General features: G+C 56.9%; 16 protein-coding genes, 5 tRNA genes and 1 pseudogene. 17 read left to right on the forward strand and 5 right to left on the reverse strand.

Annotated elements, in window-relative coordinates:
- Positions 1–26 precede the first annotated feature (26 nt).
- Entirely contained in the window at positions 27–782 is a 756-nt protein-coding gene (locus tag AC1RPZ_RS22765; RefSeq protein WP_493139609.1) for a TerC family protein, read from the forward strand.
- Positions 783–868: 86 nt separating this feature from the next.
- Here the strand turns inward: AC1RPZ_RS22765 and AC1RPZ_RS22770 are convergent, their stop codons facing one another.
- Positions 869–1039: a hypothetical protein gene (locus AC1RPZ_RS22770; RefSeq protein WP_493139611.1), complete on the reverse strand. Its 171-nt coding sequence runs from the start codon at positions 1037–1039 to the stop codon at positions 869–871.
- A 212-nt stretch (positions 1040–1251) separates the two neighbouring features.
- Here AC1RPZ_RS22770 and AC1RPZ_RS22775 point away from each other — a divergent pair, with 212 nt between their 5' ends.
- On the forward strand, positions 1252–1926 hold the full coding sequence (locus AC1RPZ_RS22775) for a PA2778 family cysteine peptidase (RefSeq protein WP_493139612.1): 675 nt from the start codon (positions 1252–1254) through the stop codon (positions 1924–1926).
- A gap of 81 nt (positions 1927–2007) precedes the next feature.
- Here AC1RPZ_RS22775 and pbpG read toward each other — a convergent pair whose 3' ends face one another.
- Together pbpG and folD are read right to left on the reverse strand one after the other, a co-directional pair.
- Entirely contained in the window at positions 2008–2949 is a 942-nt protein-coding gene (gene pbpG / locus AC1RPZ_RS22780) for a D-alanyl-D-alanine endopeptidase (RefSeq protein ID WP_493139614.1), read from the reverse strand.
- A gap of 260 nt (positions 2950–3209) precedes the next feature.
- A complete protein-coding gene (folD, locus tag AC1RPZ_RS22785; protein ID WP_493139616.1) occupies positions 3210–4064 on the reverse strand; it encodes a bifunctional methylenetetrahydrofolate dehydrogenase/methenyltetrahydrofolate cyclohydrolase FolD in 855 nt (284 codons plus the stop codon).
- 275 nt (positions 4065–4339) lie between these two features.
- Here folD and AC1RPZ_RS22790 point away from each other — a divergent pair.
- The 14 genes and pseudogenes from AC1RPZ_RS22790 (at position 4340) to AC1RPZ_RS22855 (ending at position 15309) form a co-directional block, all read left to right on the forward strand.
- Positions 4340–4416: transfer RNA gene (locus AC1RPZ_RS22790), tRNA-Arg, on the forward strand.
- A gap of 32 nt (positions 4417–4448) precedes the next feature.
- Positions 4449–4524 (forward strand) — tRNA-His (locus AC1RPZ_RS22795).
- A 56-nt stretch (positions 4525–4580) separates the two neighbouring features.
- Positions 4581–4665 (forward strand) — tRNA-Leu (locus AC1RPZ_RS22800).
- A gap of 77 nt (positions 4666–4742) precedes the next feature.
- Positions 4743–4818, forward strand: a tRNA-His gene (locus AC1RPZ_RS22805).
- A 401-nt stretch (positions 4819–5219) separates the two neighbouring features.
- On the forward strand, positions 5220–6530 hold the full coding sequence (gene tig / locus AC1RPZ_RS22810; protein WP_103316154.1) for a trigger factor: 1311 nt from the start codon (positions 5220–5222) through the stop codon (positions 6528–6530).
- 92 nt (positions 6531–6622) lie between these two features.
- A complete protein-coding gene (gene clpP / locus AC1RPZ_RS22815; protein ID WP_019692758.1) occupies positions 6623–7264 on the forward strand; it encodes an ATP-dependent Clp endopeptidase proteolytic subunit ClpP in 642 nt (213 codons plus the stop codon).
- Positions 7265–7370: 106 nt separating this feature from the next.
- Positions 7371–8654, forward strand: coding sequence for an ATP-dependent Clp protease ATP-binding subunit ClpX (gene clpX, locus AC1RPZ_RS22820; RefSeq protein ID WP_054596541.1), 1284 nt, complete (start codon positions 7371–7373; stop codon positions 8652–8654).
- Between the two features lie 197 nt (positions 8655–8851).
- Positions 8852–11248 (forward strand): endopeptidase La, encoded by a 2397-nt coding sequence (lon, locus tag AC1RPZ_RS22825; RefSeq protein ID WP_493139618.1) that lies wholly within the window; start codon positions 8852–8854, stop codon positions 11246–11248.
- A 147-nt stretch (positions 11249–11395) separates the two neighbouring features.
- Positions 11396–11668, forward strand: coding sequence for an HU family DNA-binding protein (locus AC1RPZ_RS22830; RefSeq protein ID WP_002552737.1), 273 nt, complete (start codon positions 11396–11398; stop codon positions 11666–11668).
- Positions 11669–11721: 53 nt separating this feature from the next.
- Positions 11722–11798, forward strand: a tRNA-Asp gene (locus AC1RPZ_RS22835).
- A gap of 101 nt (positions 11799–11899) precedes the next feature.
- Positions 11900–13759, forward strand: coding sequence for a SurA N-terminal domain-containing protein (locus AC1RPZ_RS22840; RefSeq protein ID WP_493139619.1), 1860 nt, complete (start codon positions 11900–11902; stop codon positions 13757–13759).
- Between the two features lie 98 nt (positions 13760–13857).
- Positions 13858–13956, forward strand: a pseudogene (locus tag AC1RPZ_RS22845) (LysR family transcriptional regulator); the annotation flags it as partial.
- 91 nt (positions 13957–14047) lie between these two features.
- Complete coding sequence (locus AC1RPZ_RS22850) at positions 14048–14923, forward strand: DUF2242 domain-containing protein (RefSeq protein WP_493139621.1); 876 nt, start codon at positions 14048–14050, stop codon at positions 14921–14923.
- Between the two features lie 149 nt (positions 14924–15072).
- A complete protein-coding gene (locus tag AC1RPZ_RS22855) occupies positions 15073–15309 on the forward strand; it encodes a hypothetical protein (RefSeq protein WP_493139623.1) in 237 nt (78 codons plus the stop codon).
- 24 nt (positions 15310–15333) lie between these two features.
- Here the strand turns inward: AC1RPZ_RS22855 and AC1RPZ_RS22860 are convergent, their stop codons facing one another.
- The gene (locus tag AC1RPZ_RS22860; RefSeq protein WP_493139713.1) at positions 15334–16374 is read right to left on the reverse strand and encodes an AraC family transcriptional regulator; all 1041 of its coding nucleotides are present in this window, start codon (positions 16372–16374) and stop codon (positions 15334–15336) included.
- Between the two features lie 3 nt (positions 16375–16377).
- Positions 16378–17508 carry a nitrilase-related carbon-nitrogen hydrolase gene (locus AC1RPZ_RS22865; protein ID WP_493139625.1) on the reverse strand — a complete coding sequence of 377 codons (1131 nt, stop codon included), beginning with the start codon at positions 17506–17508 and terminating at the stop codon, positions 16378–16380.
- 208 nt (positions 17509–17716) lie between these two features.
- On the opposite strand from AC1RPZ_RS22865, the gene AC1RPZ_RS22870 reads away from it, so the two are divergent.
- Entirely contained in the window at positions 17717–19756 is a 2040-nt protein-coding gene (locus AC1RPZ_RS22870) for an oxidoreductase (RefSeq protein WP_493139627.1), read from the forward strand.
- Positions 19757–19808: the final 52 nt, after the last annotated feature.

Consider the following 19808-nt stretch of genomic DNA (forward strand, 5'->3'; position numbering starts at 1 on the left):
GTCTTACACCGAGTCAGGACTGACCCATGGACTATCTTTTACAACTTGCTGCAAGCCCCACCGCCTGGGTCGCCCTGGCTACCTTGATCGTGATGGAAATCGTGCTGGGCATCGATAACCTGATCTTCATCTCGATCCTGACCAACAAGCTGCCCGTGCAACACCGTGCCAAAGCACGTCGCATCGGTATCAGCATGGCCTTGGTGCTGCGTCTGGGCTTACTGAGCACCATTGCGTTCATCGTGCAACTGACTGAGCCGGTGATCGAACTGTTCGATCATGCGTTCTCGTGGAAAGACATGATCCTGATCGCGGGCGGTCTGTTCCTGTTGTGGAAGGCGACGACTGAAATCCATCACAGCATGGACCCGTCGCCGGAAGACCCGATGTCGCAAACGTCTGGCGTGACATTGGGTTTTGCTGCGGCAATCGGTCAGATCCTGATGCTCGATATGGTGTTTTCCATCGACAGCATCATTACTGCTGTCGGCATGACCGAGCATTTGCCGATCATGATCATCGCGGTGCTGGTGTCGGTGCTGGTGATGTTGTTGGCGGCTGAGCCTTTGGCCAGGTTCATCAACGACAACCCGACGGTGGTGATGCTGGCTCTGGGCTTCCTGATCATGATCGGCATGACCCTGATTGCCGAAGGTTTCGGCGCCCACGTACCGAAAGGCTACGTCTATGCGGCCATGGCGTTCTCGGCAACGATTGAAGGTCTGAACATGCTGTCGCGTCGGGCCCGGGAGAAGAGGGCCGCTGCGCAAGCTGAAGCGTAAGCGGTAAGGTAGAAACGCAACGGTCGTCTGCGCTCGAAGGTGTGCAGGCGGCCGTTTGGTTGTGTGGGGGATTTAAACCGAATCGATCAGTGCGCCGTCGCGTGGCGTTGCTCAGAGTTCTCGGTTTTGGTGGGGGCCGCAGGTTGAACAGGCGCATGATAGTGTCTGCGGGTAATACGCAATACCCCCCACAGCATGGCGGCGGCAACGGCCAGCCAGCCACCGATCAGCATCAGGATTATCATCGTCAGGCTCATCCGTGCCTCCTCTTTGCCCTGCTTCGAGCACACACTCTTTGTAAGGGGCAGTCTAGTCGTTGATGTGTTGCAGGCAATTGACCAATAGTCATGAGCCACCAACCCGTTCGCTCTATCAGCTGCACGCGACTGCCGTTAAAGGCTATACCGCTGCTATGATCATGGGCGAAGCCGGGAGACCGATTGCCTGGCGCCTGAACAAGTGAGTGATGATGTTGCCGGTATTTCCCCGATTCCGCTTCGCCTTGCTGGCCGCGGCCTGCGTCCTGAGCCTGGCCGGTTGTGCCGGCAGCGTGCAACCTGAAATCCAGCGTCTGCCAGAGCGCGTCGAGCTCAACGGCGTGCCGTTCTATCGTGGCGAAGCTTACCAAAGCGGGCCGCAAACCCTGGCGAGCATGCTTTCCCAGCAAGGCATCGTGATGACTCCGGGATTACTCGACAAGCCGCTGCACCTGCCGGGCGCCGAGGCGCAGTTGCAGCAGAACATGCAGAGCCTGGCGCGTGAATACGGGATGGTCGTGTATCCGCTGGACAGCAATCTGCCGGCGTTGTTGACTCAGGTCGCGGCGGGTTACCCGGTGTTACTGCGCTTCAGTGAGGGCTCGGCGTTCTGGAAAGAGCCGAGGTACGCGATTCTTGCCGGCTACAACCGTCACAAGCAGACGGTGCTGCTGCGTTCCGGAATGGACCGCCGCTTGCTGATGAACTTCAGTTCGTTTGAATCCGCCTTCCAAAACGCTGGCGGTTGGGCGGTGCTGATTCAGGGGCCGACCCAGATTCCGGCCAAGGTTGACCAGCAGCGTTGGCTCAAAGCCGCTGACGATCTGGCCCGGGCTGGACAGGAGCAGGCAGCAGCCAAGGCGACCAAAGCACTGGCTGCCCATTAATCGAGCCGAAAAAAAACGGCGCCCTGAGGCGCCGTCATCGATAAAGGCCCCGACTCACGTCGCGGGCCTTTTTTAGTGCGCTTATTTGCCGGTCTGCGCCATGCCATTGCCTTGATGGTGTTTCAGGTTTTTCTCGGCTTTGTATTGCAGGGCGACATTCGGCACAGAAGTGCTCCTGCCGGTTTCAACCCATTGGCGAATCCGTCCGGCGTCCGCGAAGTGGGTGTACTTGCCGAAGGCATCGAGAATCACCAGCGACACTGGACGATTGCCCATGGTGGTGACCAATACCAGGCAGTGGCCAGCCTGGTTGGTAAAGCCGGTCTTGGTCAGCTTGATGTCCCAGTTGGATTTGTTGATCAGGTGGTCAGTGTTGTGAAAACCCAAGGAGTAGCTGGGCCGGCGGAACGTCACGGTTTTTTCCTTGGTAGTGCTCAGTTGGCTCAGCATCGGGTACTTGCGTGCCGCCTGGAGCAATTTGCTCAGGTCGCGGGCCGTGGAAACGTTGTGGACTGACAGGCCGGTCGGCTCGACGTAATGGGTGCTGGTCATGCCCAGCGCCTTGGCCTTGGCGTTCATTGCGGCGATAAAGGCCGCGTAACCGCCTGGGTAGTGGTGAGCCAGGCTCGCGGCGGCTCGATTTTCCGAGGACATCAGCGCAATCTGCAGCATTTCCCTGCGCGACAGTTCGCTATTGAGTTTGACTCGGGAGAACACACCTTTCATTTCCGGGGTGTCGCTGATCGATACGGAAATGTACTCGTCCATATTCTGTTTGGCGTCCAGCACGATCAGCCCGGTCATCAATTTGGTCACCGAGGCGATTGGCACGATCACGTCCGGGTTGCTGGCGTAGATGACTTTGTCGGTTTGCAGATCGATCAGCATCGCGCTGCCGGAAGCGATGCGCAGATGTGAGGTGTCTCGGGGCGCTGCGGTGGTTTCACGAGCATCGACGCTCGACGTGATGACACTGCCTGAAATTGCAAACAATAGACTCAGGATAGAAAGACGGATTTTCACGCGAGTAGACTCGATAAATGTGGGTGTGCCGTTCTGCAACGGGCTTTTTCCAGAAAAGCGTTACATTTTATGAGCGTAGTTGAGGAACTGTCGAATGTTCTTCGAGGGGCAGATGAAACCCCTTGTTTTTTTCTAAAAACCGGGGGTTTACGACGAGCTGACGTCGTATAGCAGTTTGGGTGATGTTCGATGTGACGCCTTAAACAAGGAACCCCGCCAATGGGCGGGGTTCCTTGTTTGAGCTCAGGGGAAATCTGCACTTAGCTGTGCAGGGTTTCCGCTGCGTACAACGTGTTTTCCAGCAGGCAGGCGCGAGTCATCGGGCCTACACCGCCGGGTACTGGAGTAATCCAGCCGGCGCGGGGCAGGGCGGTCTCATAGATCACATCGCCCACCAGTTTGCCGTCTTCCTGGCGGTTGATACCGACGTCGATGACGATGGCGCCTTCCTTGATCCACTCACCCTTTACCAGGCCAGGTTTGCCGGCGGCGACTACGACCAGATCGGCGCGGCCGACGTGGCCGGCCAGATCCTTGGTGAAGCGGTGGGCGACAGTCACGGTGCAGCCGGCCAGCAGCAGTTCCATCGCCATTGGACGACCGACGATATTGGAAGCGCCGACGATCACTGCATCCATCCCGTAAAGATCGGCACCGGTGCTTTCCAGCAAGGTCATGATGCCTTTGGGGGTGCATGGGCGCAGCAAGGGGATGCGTTGTGCCAGACGGCCGACGTTATAAGGATGGAAACCATCGACGTCTTTATCCGGACGAATGCGCTCCAGCAGTTTGGAGGCGTCCAGGTGTTCGGGCAGAGGAAGCTGCAGCAGTACGCCATCGATGTTCGGGTCGTCATTAAGACGATCGATCAGCTCGGTCAGTGCTTGCTGGGTGGTATCGGAGGGCAGGTCATAGGCTTGGGAGAGGAAGCCGACCTCTTCACAGTCTTTACGCTTGTGCGAGACATAAACCTGAGAGGCGGGATCGCTGCCGACCAGGATCACCGCGAGGCCTGGCGTGCGCAGACCTTGCTGGCGACGCTCGGCAACACGTTTGGCGATCTGCTGGCGCAGGCTGGCGGCGATCGATTTGCCGTCGATTAGTTGTGCAGTCATTGCGCGTGATTAACCATCGAGAGGGGGAAGAAAAGAGAACGCATTCTCGCATGTCAGAGCGTGAGGGCAAAGGCGCTTGGTCTGCAAATTCCCCTAAGCCCTTTAATTAAATGAATTTTTCTCAAAAAGGATTTGACGGTCTCCGGGGGGCTCTATACTATTCGTCGCACTTGTCGGGCACAGCCTAGCACTGGTTAGGAAGGTCAAGCGGAATTACGGTTCTGCAAGGCTGGAAAGCACTTAGTTTGTAGTCCTTCAAGGGTACAGCTAACAAGGCGCCCGTAGCTCAGCTGGATAGAGCATCCGCCTTCTAAGCGGATGGTCGCAGGTTCGAGTCCTGCCGGGTGCGCCATTAGGCAGCTTTGGCACAAGTAACGCGATATGGTGGGCGTAGCTCAGTTGGTAGAGCACGGGATTGTGACTCCCGTTGTCGAGGGTTCGATCCCCTTCGTCCACCCCATATTTAGAAAGGCGCCAGATTAATAATCTGGCGCCTTTGCTTTAAAAGCTTGATACGCGGATGTGGTGGAATTGGTAGACACACTGGATTTAGGTTCCAGCGCCGCGAGGCGTAAGAGTTCGAGTCTCTTCATCCGCACCAATTAAAGCTTCAGTCAGGCCGTCGGCTAGGTTGGAGTTCGGCAAAGAAGTTGTTTGGCTTCTTTGTTGCGCAATATGGTGGGCGTAGCTCAGTTGGTAGAGCACGGGATTGTGACTCCCGTTGTCGTGGGTTCGATCCCCATCGTCCACCCCATATTTCGAAAGGCGCCAGATTTAACAGTCTGGCGCCTTTTTTATTTCAGCGGTTTGTGTGTTCAGTGACTGCAAGTTCCGGGTCGCAAGGGTAGGGCGTTTCGTCGTATTCATGTTGCTCGATGATGCCGCATTGCCCGCCGACCTTGCTCGCAAGATCGGCTGCCAGGGATGTGATGGGCACTCCTTCTATATATAGAAGGGTTGGCGCAGAGCCCTGGCGTGATTGACTGTATTAGCCTCCGGGGCGAGGTGCATTCGTGCATTCGCACCTATAAATTGCCTGCTGCGTTTTTACCCGTTTTCAGTAGGGTGACTTCTTGAGTTTGACCCACTAGAATGCATGCCCTTGATTCTGGGGTCGGAAACGGCCGGCTAACGTCTGTGCAACGAGGAATATCCATGCAAGTTTCTGTTGAAAATACTTCTGCTCTTGAGCGCCGCATGAGCATCACCGTGCCAGCTGAGCGCATTGAGACTCAAGTCAACAAGCGTCTGCAGCAGACTGCCCAAAAGGCCAAAATTGCAGGCTTCCGTCCTGGCAAAGTGCCAATGAGCGTGATCCGTCAGCGTTATGAAGCTGATGCGCGTCAGGAAGCTGTAGGCGATGTGATCCAGGCTTCTTTCTACGAAGCTATTGTCGAGCAAAAACTGAACCCGGCTGGCGCTCCTTCGGTAGAGCCTAAAGTCCTGGAGAAGGGCAAGGATCTGGAATTCGTTGCAACGTTCGAAGTGTTCCCTGAGTTCACCGTTGCCGGTTTCGAATCCATCGCTGTCGAGCGCCTGAGCGCTGACGTGGCGGACGCCGATCTGGACAAAATGCTGGAAATCCTGCGCAAGCAGAACGTTCGTTTTGAAATTGCCGATCGTGCTGCTCAGAACGAAGACCAACTGAACATCGATTTCGTTGGCAAGGTTGACGGTGAAGTGTTCGCCGGTGGTTCCGCCAAGGGCACTCAGCTGGTTCTGGGTTCTGGTCGCATGATCCCTGGCTTCGAAGAAGGCCTGGTTGGCGCTAAAGCGGGCGAAGAGCGCGTTCTGAACCTGACCTTCCCTGAGAACTATCAGAACCTGGACCTGGCTAACAAAGCCGCCGAGTTCACCGTGACGGTAAACACCGTTTCCGAGCCGAAATTGCCTGAATTGACCGAAGAATTCTTCGCTCAGTTCGGTATCAAAGAGTCTGGCATCGACGGTTTCCGCACCGAAGTTCGTAAGAACATGGAGCGCGAACTGCGTCAGGCGATCAAATCCAAGGTCAAGAATCAGGTAATGGACGGTCTGCTGGCCGCCAACCCGATCGAAGTGCCAAAGGCTCTGCTGTCCAACGAGGTTGATCGTCTGCGCGTTCAGGCGGTTCAGCAGTTCGGTGGCAATATCAAGCCTGATCAACTGCCTGCCGAGCTGTTCGAAGAACAAGCCAAGCGTCGCGTTGTGCTGGGTCTGGTGGTTGCTGAAGTGGTCAAGCAATACGACCTCAAGCCTGACGAAACCCGCGTTCGCGAGCTGATTCAGGAAATGGCTTCGGCTTATCAGGAGCCTGAGCAAGTCGTGTCCTGGTACTACAAGAACGACCAGCAACTGAACGAAGTCCGTTCGGTTGTGCTGGAAGAGCAAGTTGTGGATACTGTTCTGCAGAAAGCTAGCGTGACCGACAAATCGGTCTCTTACGAAGAAGCGGTCAAGCCGGTAGAAGCTCCACAAGCCGACTGATTGTTTTTGCGTTAGAAGCACACACCATAAGCCAGCTTTCGAGCTGGCTTATGCGTATTCAAGACATAACTATTTGGGAGTGACTGCGAGACATGTCCCGCAATTCTTATTATCAGCAGAGCTCTGACATCCAGGCCGCAGGTGGTCTGGTCCCGATGGTTATCGAGCAGTCCGCCCGTGGCGAACGTGCCTATGACATCTACTCGCGCCTCCTCAAAGAGCGAGTGATCTTCCTTGTCGGCCCGGTAGAAGACTACATGGCCAACCTGGTCGCCGCACAACTGCTGTTCCTTGAAGCGGAAAATCCGGACAAGGACATCCATCTTTACATCAACTCACCAGGCGGTTCGGTGACTGCGGGCATGTCGATCTACGACACCATGCAGTTCATCAAACCTGACGTTTCCACCACCTGTATCGGTCAGGCCTGCAGCATGGGTGCTTTCCTGCTTGCCGGTGGTGCTGCTGGCAAGCGTTACTGCCTGCCGAACTCGCGCATGATGATTCACCAGCCATTGGGCGGCTTCCAGGGTCAGGCGTCGGACATCGACATCCATGCCAAGGAAATCCTCCATATCCGTTCGCGTCTGAACTCGCTGTTGGCTCATCACACCGGTCAAAGCCTCGAAACCATTGAGCGCGACACCGAGCGTGACAACTTCATGAGCGCAGAGCGTGCGGCCGAATATGGCCTGATCGACTCCGTGATCGACAAGCGTAAAATGCCTGCCTAAGCAGCTCAAATGCAGGTGGTTGGTTTAACTGGCCACCAGCGGGCTTGAAAAAGCCCGCAATTGCCTTCATCTTGTGTTGCAAGCCTATCGGATTTGGATCGATCGAATGACTGACACCCGCAACGGCGAGGACAACGGCAAGCTGCTCTATTGCTCCTTCTGTGGCAAAAGCCAGCATGAAGTGCGCAAATTGATTGCCGGCCCCTCGGTCTTTATCTGCGACGAGTGCGTCGACCTGTGCAACGACATCATCCGCGAGGAGGTGCAGGAAGCACAGGCCGAAAGCAGCGCGCATAAATTGCCTTCGCCTAAAGAAATCAGCGGCATACTTGATCAGTACGTGATTGGTCAGGAGCGTGCGAAAAAGGTTTTGGCCGTAGCGGTGTATAACCACTACAAACGCCTTAACCAGCGTGACAAAAAGAATGACGATGTCGAACTCGGCAAAAGCAACATCTTGCTGATCGGCCCTACAGGCTCGGGTAAAACCCTGCTTGCTGAAACGCTGGCCCGTTTGCTGAATGTGCCTTTCACCATCGCTGACGCAACCACCCTCACCGAGGCGGGTTACGTAGGTGAAGACGTTGAAAACATCATTCAGAAACTGTTGCAGAAGTGCGATTACGATGTAGAAAAAGCTCAAATGGGCATCGTCTACATCGATGAAATCGACAAGATTTCGCGCAAGTCTGACAATCCGTCGATCACCCGGGACGTTTCCGGTGAAGGCGTGCAGCAGGCCCTGCTCAAGTTGATCGAAGGTACGGTCGCTTCCGTTCCACCTCAAGGTGGTCGCAAGCATCCGCAGCAGGAATTTCTTCAGGTCGACACCCGTAACATCCTGTTCATCTGCGGCGGTGCGTTCTCGGGTCTGGAAAAGGTTATTCAAAACCGTTCCACCCGTGGCGGCATTGGCTTCAACGCAGAAGTTCGCAGCAAGGAAGAAGGCAAGAAGGTGGGTGAGTCCCTGCGTGAAGTCGAGCCTGACGATCTGGTCAAGTTCGGTCTGATCCCGGAATTCGTCGGTCGTCTGCCGGTGCTTGCGACGCTGGACGAGCTCGATGAGGCTGCGCTGATGCAGATCCTCACCGAGCCGAAAAATGCTCTGACCAAACAGTATGCCAAGCTGTTCGAGATGGAAGGTGTTGACCTGGAGTTCCGGGCTGATGCACTCAAATCGGTCGCCAAGCGTGCACTGGAACGTAAAACCGGCGCTCGTGGATTGCGGTCGATCCTCGAAGGTGTACTGCTCGACACTATGTATGAAATCCCCTCGCAGTCCGAGGTGAGTAAAGTAGTGATCGATGAAAGCGTTATAGAAGGCAAGTCCAAGCCACTGTATATCTACGAAAACAGTGAGCCGGCTGCCAAGGCAGCGCCAGACGCGTAAGCGTCGCACTGCTGGATTAAAGAAGGGGCCTTTGGGCCCCTTTGCTTTTCTAGGAGCTGCCGCAGGTTCGGGCTGCGTTCGGACGATCTTTACCGCGGTCTTTTAATCAGCTTGTTTTTTTCGAAAGCAGCCCCCATCTTGGTTTCAAGCTTACTTCCATCTGTTTCCGGCCTTATGGCCGCCGTAGAGGCGAAATCATGAAGACAACCATCGAATTGCCTCTCCTGCCATTGCGTGATGTTGTGGTTTATCCGCACATGGTTATCCCGCTGTTCGTGGGGCGCGAGAAATCTATCGAAGCCCTCGAGGCCGCGATGATGGGCGACAAGCAGATCCTTCTGCTGGCTCAGAGAAACCCTGCTGACGACGATCCCGGTGAAGACGCACTTTATCGCGTAGGCACTATCGCGACGGTTCTGCAGCTGCTCAAGCTGCCTGATGGCACGGTCAAAGTGCTGGTTGAAGGCGAGCAGCGTGGCACGGTCGAGCGTTTCAGTGAAGTCGATGGCCATTGCCGTGCCGAGGTATCACTGATTGACGAAGTCGACGCTCCCGAACGCGAGTCGGAAGTGTTTGTCCGCAGTTTGCTGTCACAATTTGAACAGTACGTTCAGCTGGGCAAGAAGGTTCCGGCTGAAGTCCTGTCGTCGCTCAACAGCATCGATGAGCCAAGTCGCCTGGTCGATACCATGGCTGCGCACATGGCGCTGAAGATCGAGCAGAAGCAGGAAATCCTCGAAATCATCGATTTGTCGGCCCGGGTCGAGCACGTTCTGGCATTGCTGGACGCCGAAATCGATCTGCTGCAAGTCGAAAAACGCATTCGTGGCCGCGTCAAAAAGCAAATGGAGCGCAGCCAGCGCGAGTACTACCTGAATGAGCAGATGAAGGCCATTCAGAAAGAGTTGGGCGATAGCGAAGAAGGCCATAACGAAGTCGAAGAGCTGAAAAAGCGCATCGATGCCGCAGGCTTGCCAAAAGACGCGCTGATCAAGGCCCAGGCCGAGCTGAACAAGCTCAAGCAAATGTCGCCGATGTCTGCCGAAGCGACGGTTGTGCGCTCCTACCTCGACTGGCTGGTTCAGGTGCCGTGGAAGGCGCAAAGCAAGGTTCGTCTGGATCTTGCGCGCGCAGAAGACATTCTCGACGCCGACCACTATGGTCTGGAAGAAGTCAAAGAACGGATTCTCGAATACCTTGCCGTGCAAAAACGCGTGAAGAAAATTCGCGGCCCGGTGTTGTGCCTGGTCGGTCCTCCAGGGGTGGGTAAAACCTCCCTGGCGGAGTCGATTGCCCACGCCACAAACCGAAAATTCGTACGCATGGCCCTCGGCGGTGTACGCGATGAGGCGGAAATTCGTGGTCATCGCCGGACTTATATCGGTTCGATGCCAGGAAGATTGATTCAAAAGATGACAAAGGTTGGCGTGCGCAACCCACTTTTCTTGCTCGACGAAATCGACAAGATGGGCAGCGACATGCGTGGCGATCCGGCGTCGGCTTTGCTGGAAGTGCTCGATCCTGAGCAAAACCACAATTTCAACGATCACTATCTGGAAGTCGACTACGACCTGTCCGATGTGATGTTCCTTTGCACCTCGAACTCGATGAACATTCCGCCGGCGCTGCTCGACCGGATGGAAGTGATTCGTCTGCCGGGTTACACCGAAGACGAGAAGATCAACATTGCCGTCAAATACCTTTCGCCCAAGCAGATTCAGGCCAACGGCTTGAAAAAAGGCGAGCTGGAATTCGACGCCGAGGCGATCCGTGACATCATTCGTTACTACACCCGTGAAGCCGGTGTGCGTGGGCTTGAGCGCCAGATTGCCAAGGTTTGCCGCAAGACGGTCAAAGAGCATGCGATGGAAAAACGCTTCTCGGTGAAGGTGACTGCCGAGATGCTCGAGCACTTCCTTGGTGTGCGCAAATTCCGCTACGGCCTGGCCGAACAGCAGGATCAGGTAGGTCAAGTGACCGGTCTGGCCTGGACTCAGGTGGGCGGCGAGTTGCTGACCATCGAAGCCGCGGTGGTGCCGGGTAAAGGCCAACTGATCAAGACCGGTTCGCTGGGCGATGTCATGGTCGAATCGATCACGGCTGCGCTGACGGTTGTTCGCAGCCGCGCGAAAAGCCTGGGGATCCCGCTGGACTTCCACGAAAAGCGCGACACCCACATTCACATGCCGGAAGGGGCAACGCCTAAAGACGGTCCTAGTGCGGGTGTAGGGATGTGCACGGCACTGGTGTCAGCGTTGACCGGGATTCCTGTGCGCGCCGATGTTGCCATGACCGGCGAAATCACCTTGCGCGGGCAGGTTCTGGCGATTGGTGGTCTTAAGGAAAAACTGCTGGCGGCACACCGTGGCGGAATCAAGACGGTGATCATTCCCGAAGAGAACGTTCGCGACTTGAAGGAAATTCCTGACAATATCAAGCAAGATCTTCAGATTAAACCGGTTAAATGGATTGACGAAGTCCTGCAAATTGCGCTGCAATACGCGCCGGAGCCCTTGCCGGATGTGGCTCCCGAGATAGTTGCAAAGGATGAGAAACGCGAGTCTGACTCTAAGGAAAGAATTAGCACGCACTAGTACGTATTAGCCTGGGGGGCTTCCTTGACAGCTTTTTAGAGCCCTTGTTATAAAGCGGCTCTTAAGTGTCTGTAGGCCATTCAGCACTCGTTTTTGCTTTCACCAAAAAACTTAGAATCATCTCAAATAGATATAAGGGGACTTAGAGTGAACAAGTCGGAACTGATTGATGCTATCGCTGCATCCGCTGATATCCCGAAAGCCGCTGCTGGCCGCGCGCTGGACGCTGTAATCGAATCCGTCACTGGCGCTCTCAAGGCTGGCGACTCTGTTGTTCTGGTTGGTTTCGGTACTTTCTCCGTCACTGATCGTCCAGCTCGCATTGGTCGTAACCCACAGACCGGTAAGACGCTGGAAATCGCAGCAGCCAAAAAACCAGGTTTCAAAGCCGGTAAAGCACTGAAAGAAGCTGTTAACTAAGCCTCACTCGGTTTTTTGCCTATCCGGGTCGGGGTCATTCCTGACTTGGCAGCGGAGCGGTAGTTCAGTCGGTTAGAATACCGGCCTGTCACGCCGGGGGTCGCGGGTTCGAGCCCCGTCCGCTCCGCCAGTTACGAGAAGGCGCATCCTCGGATGCGCCTTTCTTCTATCCGGATTCTACCCACGCTCCACGGTTGCCTAAATTGAAGTTCAACCGTTTCTGGGGGACGCATGCTGCAGAATATCAGGGACAATTCACAAGGCTGGATTGCCAAGACCATTATTGGGGTCATCGTTGCACTGCTGGCTTTGACTGGTTTCGACGCCATCTTCAAGGCCACTACCCACCGCAATGATGCGGCCAAGGTCAATGGTGAAGAAATCAGCCAGAACGAGCTGAGTCAGGCGGTTGATATGCAACGCCGTCAGCTCATGCAACAGCTGGGCAAGGATTTCGATGCTTCCTTGCTTGATGAAAAAATGCTGCGCGAAGCCGCTCTGAAAGGGCTGATCGACCGCAAACTGTTGCTGCAAGGCGCAGAAAAATCGAAATTCGCTTTCTCCGAAGCAGCATTGGACCAAGTGATCCTGCAAACGCCTGAATTCCAGGTCGACGGCAAGTTCAGTTCTGAGCGTTTCGACCAGGTGATCCGTCAGTTGGGCTACAGCCGTATGCAGTTCCGCCAAATGCTGGCTCAGGAAATGCTGATCGGCCAACTGCGTGCCGGTCTGGCAGGTAGCGGTTTCGTCACTGATGCACAGGTTCAGGCTTTCGCCCGTTTGGAAAAACAGACCCGCGACTTCGCGACCCTGAGCGTCAAGGCAGATCCTGCGGCGGTGAAACTGACCGACGAAGAGGTCAAGGCTTACTACGACGAGCACGCCAAAGAGTTCATGACGCCGGATCAGGTGGTCATCGATTACCTCGAGTTGAAGAAGGCTTCCTTCTTTGATCAGGTCGCCGTCAAGGACGAAGACCTGCAAGCGCTGTATCAGAAAGAAACTGCGAATCTGGCCGAACAACGCCGGGCTGCGCACATTCTGATCGAAGTTAATGACAAGGTGAACGAAGCGCAAGCCAGGGCCAAGATTGAAGAGATTCAGGTGCGTCTGGCCAAAGGCGAAAGCTTCGAGGCCCTGGCCAAGGAGTTCTCGCAGGATCCAGGTTCGGCCGCCAATGGCGGTGACCTCGGTTACGCTGGTCAAGGCGTTTACGACCCAGTCTTTGAGAAAGCGCTGTATGCGTTGAACAAGGATCAGGTATCGGCGCCGGTACGCACCGGTTTCGGTTTCCACTTGATCAAGCTGTTGGGTGTTGAAGCACCTCAAGTGCCAAGCTTCGCCAGCCTGAAAGACAAGCTGACCAAGGAACTGAAAAGCCAGCAGGTCGAGCAGCGCTTTGTTGACGCGACCAAACAGTTGGAAGACTCCTCGTTCGAAGCCTCCGATCTGGCTCAACCGGCTCAGGACCTGAAACTGACCGTTCATACGTCCGCGCCGTTTGGCCGTGAAGGTGGCGAAGGTATCGCGGCCAACCGTGCCGTGGTCACTGCCGCATTCAGCCCGGAAGTACTGGATGAAGGTGCCAACAGCACCGGCATCGAGCTGGATCCGGAAACTGTCGTGGTGCTGCGTGCCAAAGAGCATCGCAAGCCTGAACAGCTGCCGCTGGAAAGCGTCGCTGCGAGCATCCGCGTGCAATTGACCAAGGAGCACGCCAGTGCTGCTGCCAAGACCAAGGCTGATGAGCTGATCGCCAGCCTGCGTGATGGCAAGACGCCGCTCGAAAGCCAAGGCTGGAAAGTCACCAAGGCGGCGACTCGTGCTCAGGAAGGGGTTGACCCAACCGTGCTGCAAGCGTTGTTCCGCATGCCAAAGCCTGCCGCCAAGGACAAGCCGACGTTCAGCAACGTGACCCTGACTGACGGTAGTCTGGTGATCGTACGTCTGAACGGTGTGAACGAAGCCGCTGCTCCTTCTGAAGAAGAGAAGGCTCAGTATCGTCGCTTCCTCGCGTCGCGCATTGGCCAGCAAGACTTTGCTGCCTATCGCAAACAGCTGGAAAGCCAGGCAGACATCAAGCGTTACTGATGCCTGAATGACTCCGTTGGTTGTAAACAACGTGCTTCTAAACAAAGACCCCGACCGAAAGGCCGGGGTCTTTTGTTTTGTGCGGCTCAAGGGCTGCCTGGGTTCTGTGGCCATCCAGTCGGCACGCGGCGGTTAAATTGCGGGTGTTCATCGATCATCTGTGCGTGCGACTTTTTCCGGTAAACGAAGGTCAGTAGACTTGTAACGCTTACAAGACACTAATCCATGCGCCGTTACGGGGTGATCTGTTGCACAATAGGCCCCGGATCGTTTTCTTCAGGATGTTCAATGTTCAAATCATTCCACGTGCGTGCCGCCGGGCTGGCGTTGGTACTGGCAGCCGCAGCCGGTTGTACCAAGGACCAGGCCATCTATGAGCATGAAAATTTCGATGATTCCGGGACGTTTTCACGCAAATACCCGGTTACCGATGTCGCTTCCTGCGAGGCCGCCCGTCGGGCATTGTTGAGCCAGGGCTACATCATCACCAGTACTGACCCGAAGCTGGTCAGTGGTCACAAGAGCTTTCAGCAGACCGGCGACACGCATATGGAGATCAGCTTCAACGTGGTCTGCGCCGAAGACAGCAAGCACCACGCGACCATGTTCGCCAATGCCTTGCAGGACCGCTATGCGTTGAAGAAAACCAACAACTCCGCCAGCCTCGGTGTCGGTGTGTTGGGCTCGGTGTCGATGCCGATTGGTTCTTCCGATGACTCGATGGTCAAGGTTGCCAGTGAAACCGTGTCGTCCGGGAAGTTCTACGAGCGGTTTTTCACGCTGGTCGAGCTGTTCCTGCCGCCGGATGCGAAGAAAGAGGCGCATATCGTCGAGAAGCCAAAGACCGATCTGGGTGTGCCTGAGCCTGCGGCAGCCCCCGCAACGCCTCCAGCTCCAGCTCCAGCGCCTGCAGTGACGCCAGCGCCAACCCCCGCGCCTGTCGTACCAGCGGCGGCCGAGCCGGTGACGGCTGCACCAGCACCAGCGGTGAGTTCGCCGATAGAGCCTATATCCTCCGCATCGGCGCCTGTGGCGTCGTCGACTGCACCTGCGAGCAATGTCGAGCCGACACCGGCCTCTGAAGTCATCACGCCACCGGCGAATCCGAGTTCGATGCCGGCACCGACCGAGCCGATTCCAGCACTGCCATCGTCCGGCAAGTAATCTGAAGTCGAGCACTGTGGGATCTAGGGTCTGTTGACGCTTGATGGCGTTCTCCGCCAAACGTCAACAGACTCTAAGGTCAATCCCACAACGTTTCTGCAGCATCGCCTGCGCCACCAAAGGCTGATTTCCGTCAGTTTTTATTCGAAATGTCCCGTGATAAATTCTTGAGTGCCTGCTACGTTTTATTAGCAGGATCTTCCGCATGCCCGCGTCATTTTTCTTTCATGCGGGCACTTTATGCTGATGGCGAAGGTCATTGGTACAGCGGTTTTAACTCGACTCAAAAGGACATCTCAATGGACGATTATCAAGAAGAGTTGCTCGAATATCAGGCGTTTGAACTGGACCCACTGGAGCCAGCCGAAGACGCTACGGAGTTGTAAGCACGCCGCTGCAGGCCTGCCGCGTCAGGCTGATTGCCTGTGACTGCGACGGAACTCGCCAGGTGTCTGGTTGTTCCAGCGCTTGAAGGCGCGCTGAAAGGCTTCGGCCGAGGCAAAACCCAGCAGGTAGGCGATCTCGCCAAAGGCCAGTTCCGTGTCACGGATATAGGTCATGGCCAGATCGCGGCGGGTGTCGTTGAGAATGGCGCGAAATTGCGTACCTTCTTCGGCGAGCTTGCGACGCAAGGTCCAGGTCGGTAGCTTCAGGCGTGTGGCCACTTCCTCCAGGTCGGGTTCACGACCACCATTGAGCAAAGGCCCCAGCAACTGAGTGATGCGTTCACGCAGGCTGCGGGTGCGGGTCAATTGCTCCAGTTCCCGCTCACATAGCTTGAGCATCAGACGCCAGGTACTCGGGCAATGCTCGGGGTTGCGCAGCGCCAGGCTAGCCTGACTCAGCCTGAGTTGATTGTGCTCGGCGCCGAACTGGATCGGGCAGTCGCCCAGCAGCACGTAACGCTCGCGGTAATCCGGCTCGGCGAATTCGATGTCGATGCGCTCAGCGCGCAGCGGCTCAGGGCTCAGGCTGGATAACTGCTGCAACCAGCCGGCGATGATCGAATCCACCACAAAGCGGTTATAGGCGTTGTACGGGCTGATGGAATAGAACCGCAGCCACGCGCCTTGGGCATCTTCATGGAAACTCGACTGGCCGCGGTAATTGGAACCGTACAAGGCTTCGAAGCGAATCAGGCAGCGCGCCGCTTCGCGCACCGTCGGCGCCTGAGCGGCAGTGATCCCGGCCAGCCCGACCTGGCTGAGGCGGCTGAGCTGGCCCATGCGCAGACCCAGCGCCGGGTCGCCGGTCAATTGAATCGCCGCGTGGCCCAGGCGCATGTAGCGCGGGATCGATAGCCGGGCGCCGGCTTCGGCTAACCGCGCCGAGTCGAGACCGTATTGTTCCAGCAGCGGTTGCGGGTCCAGACCGTGGCTGCGTACGGCGTCAGCCAGGCTATGGACGAAGCCGACCGACAAATCCCCGAGGCGCATCGGCTGTGGTTTCATCATTTACAACCAGATGTTCAGCAAGCGAGCACCGCGGGCTTCGCGGTCGGCGAAGTGCTGGCCGTTGCTGCTGAGAAAGCTCTGACCGGCGCTGCCCTGATCCCAGAATTGTCCGCGCAGGAATACGCTGACACCAGCGCTGGCCTGACTGGCCGGGCGCTGACTGGTCAGCGTCAGGCGATGCCACGCTTGGCCTTCGCTGAGCTCGCCGGGCTTGAGGTTGATTTCACTGGGCATCGCTGGCCCCTTGTCGCCGCGCCAGGGCTTGTCCCAGATCCCGCGGCCTTTGAGGAATGCAGGCACCGCTATCAACTGCGCGCCCTGATCGTTGAGTTTGCGATAGTTGTCTGGATACCAGCTGTCGCGGCCAATCAATATGCCCAAGCGTCCTGCCGGAGTGTCGATGACATTGATTGCCTGATCGGCGTTTGGCTGGATGAAGCCCTGTTCATCGAGGGCCGGATTCAGCTGACGTTGTGGCTGGCCGATCGGCAAGCCATCGCGGCCAAACACCAGACTGCTGTTGTACAGCGCACCACGACCGATGTTTAGCGCGCCGTCGCTGACACTCGGTTCGGGCAACACGATGCTGCCCGCCACCAGGGTGACGCCGAACTCTTTGGCCAACCCACCGAACAGCGCCTGGTACTGCCTGGCCATGCTTTTGGCTTTCATGCGCAGGTGTGCGTCATCCAGGCGGCTGTCGCCCTTGGCGCTGATCAACGCGCGCAAAAAGCTCAGGGGATTGCTCACTGCCAGCCAGTTCATGGCTTCGTCTAGCGTGCTGGCTTGATACAGCTCGTCTTTCTCGCCGCAGACCATTAGCCAGGTACCGATGTGTTCCGGCAGCACGACGATGGTTTTTTCGTTCAGCAGGCCCTGTTCGCGAGCTTGCTGCAAATAGGCCGCGAGCTTGCGGTGCAGGTGCTCGGTACTTTGGTAGTCGGTGGGAAACAGCTCGGGCTGAATGCCCAGCAGGTTGCCACGGTCGGCCGGAACGCCTTGGTCAACGGCGAGTTTGATGCGCAGGTCCGAGAGGTAATGGCCTTCCGGGCGATCAGCGGTCCACATCGCGTACGCGGCAATGACGGCGATCAACGCCATGGAAGCGGTCAGGTAAAGAAGTTTGCGCATGGGGAAACGCTAAGCAGCCGTGTGCAGGATTCGTCGACAAGGGTAGGCCCCATGCCGACGAATGCCAAGAGGTGCTGCGCGTTTGGATCAATAAGTTGTCAGTTACGGTCATTGAGCGATGACGGGCCTGCTCTTAGTCTGTGGCACATAACCGATGGGCGCCAAAGAGCGCCCGCACTTTTCGTGATTGTTCGTTGTGGAGCTACCGATGACCGCTGCTCATTACCCGCACCTGTTGGCCCCGCTGGATCTGGGTTTTACCACGCTGCGTAACCGTACCCTGATGGGCTCGATGCACACTGGCCTTGAGGAGAAGCCCGGCGGTTTTGAGCGCATGGCGGCGTACTTCGCCGAACGTGCTCGCGGTGGGGTTGGCCTGATGGTCACCGGCGGTATTGGGCCGAACGATGAGGGTGGGGTTTACTCCGGCGCCGCCAAGCTGACCACTGTCGATGAGGCGCTCAAGCATCAGATCGTCACCCGTGCGGTGCACGAGGCGGGTGGCAAGATTTGCATGCAGATACTCCACGCCGGGCGTTATGCCTACAGCCCGAAACAGGTCGCGCCGAGTGCGATCCAGGCACCGATCAACCCGTTCAAGCCTAAAGAGCTGGACGAGGAAGGCATCGAGAAGCAGATCAGCGACTTCGTCACCTGCTCGACGTTGGCGCAAACAGCCGAGTACGACGGCGTCGAGATCATGGGCTCTGAAGGTTATTTCATTAACCAGTTCCTCGCTGCCCACACCAACCATCGTACCGACCGTTGGGGCGGCAGCTACGAAAACCGTATGCGCCTGCCCGTGGAAATCGTTCGTCGCGTGCGCGAAGCGGTAGGTCCAAACTTCATCATCATCTTCCGTCTGTCGATGCTCGATCTGGTGGAAGGCGGCAGCACCTGGGAAGAAATCGTTCAGTTGGCCAAGGCCATCGAAAAAGCGGGCGCAACCATCATCAACACCGGGATCGGCTGGCACGAAGCACGGATTCCGACCATTGCCACCAAGGTTCCGCGTGCCGCGTTCAGCAAGGTCACGGCCAAGTTGCGTGGGGAAGTCGGTATTCCGCTGATTACCACCAACCGCATCAACACCCCGGAAGTCGCCGAGCAAATCCTCGCCGAAGGTGATGCCGACATGGTGTCGATGGCGCGGCCATTCCTCGCCGACCCGGAGTTCGTCAACAAGGCCGCAGCCGGTCGCGCTGATGAAATCAACACCTGCATCGGTTGCAACCAGGCCTGCCTGGACCACACCTTCGGTGGCAAGTTGACCTCGTGCCTGGTGAACCCGCGGGCCTGTCATGAAACCGAACTCAACTACCTGCCAGTGCAGCAGATCAAGAAAATCGCTGTGGTTGGCGCAGGTCCCGCGGGTTTGTCCGCGGCAACCGTGGCCGCCGAGCGTGGACATCAAGTGACGCTGTTCGATTCCGCCAGCGAAATCGGCGGCCAGTTCAACGTCGCCAAGCGTGTGCCGGGCAAGGAAGAGTTCTTCGAAACCTTGCGCTACTTCAAACGCAAGTTGCAGACCACGAATGTCGAGGTGTGCCTGAATACGCGGGTCGATGTCGCGCAACTGGTGGACGGCGGTTATGACGAGGTGATTCTGGCCACCGGTATTGCGCCGCGTGTGCCGGCGATTCCTGGCGTCGAGCATGCCAAGGTATTGAGCTACCTGGACGTGATCCTCGAGCGCAAACCGGTCGGCAAGCATGTTGCGGTGATTGGCGCCGGCGGTATCGGTTTTGATGTCTCGGAATTCCTCGTGCATCAAGGCGTCGCCACCAGTCAGGACCGTGAGGCATTCTGGAAAGAGTGGGGCATCGATACTCACCTTGAGGCCCGTGGTGGTGTCGCCGGGATCAAGGCCGAGCCTCACGCGCCGGCACGTCAGGTGTTCCTGTTGCAGCGCAAGAAATCCAAGGTCGGCGACGGTTTGGGCAAGACCACCGGCTGGATTCACCGCACAGGTCTGAAGAACAAACACGTACAGATGCTCAACAGCGTCGAGTACCTGAAGATCGATGATGAAGGCCTGCATATCCGCATCGGTGAAACCGGTGAACCGCAGGTGCTGCCGGTGGACAACATCGTGATCTGCGCTGGACAGGACCCGCTGCGCGAGTTGCACGATGGCCTGGTGGCGGCCGGGCAGAATGTGCATTTGATCGGTGGTGCGGACGTGGCGGCAGAGCTGGATGCCAAACGTGCGATCAATCAGGGTTCGCGACTGGCGGCTGAGCTCTGATATTGACCGCAGGTTAAGCGTGCCAATGGCCATCGCGAGCAAGCTCGCTCCC

This window comes from Pseudomonas sp. GW822-FHT02D10 (assembly GCF_058802345.1).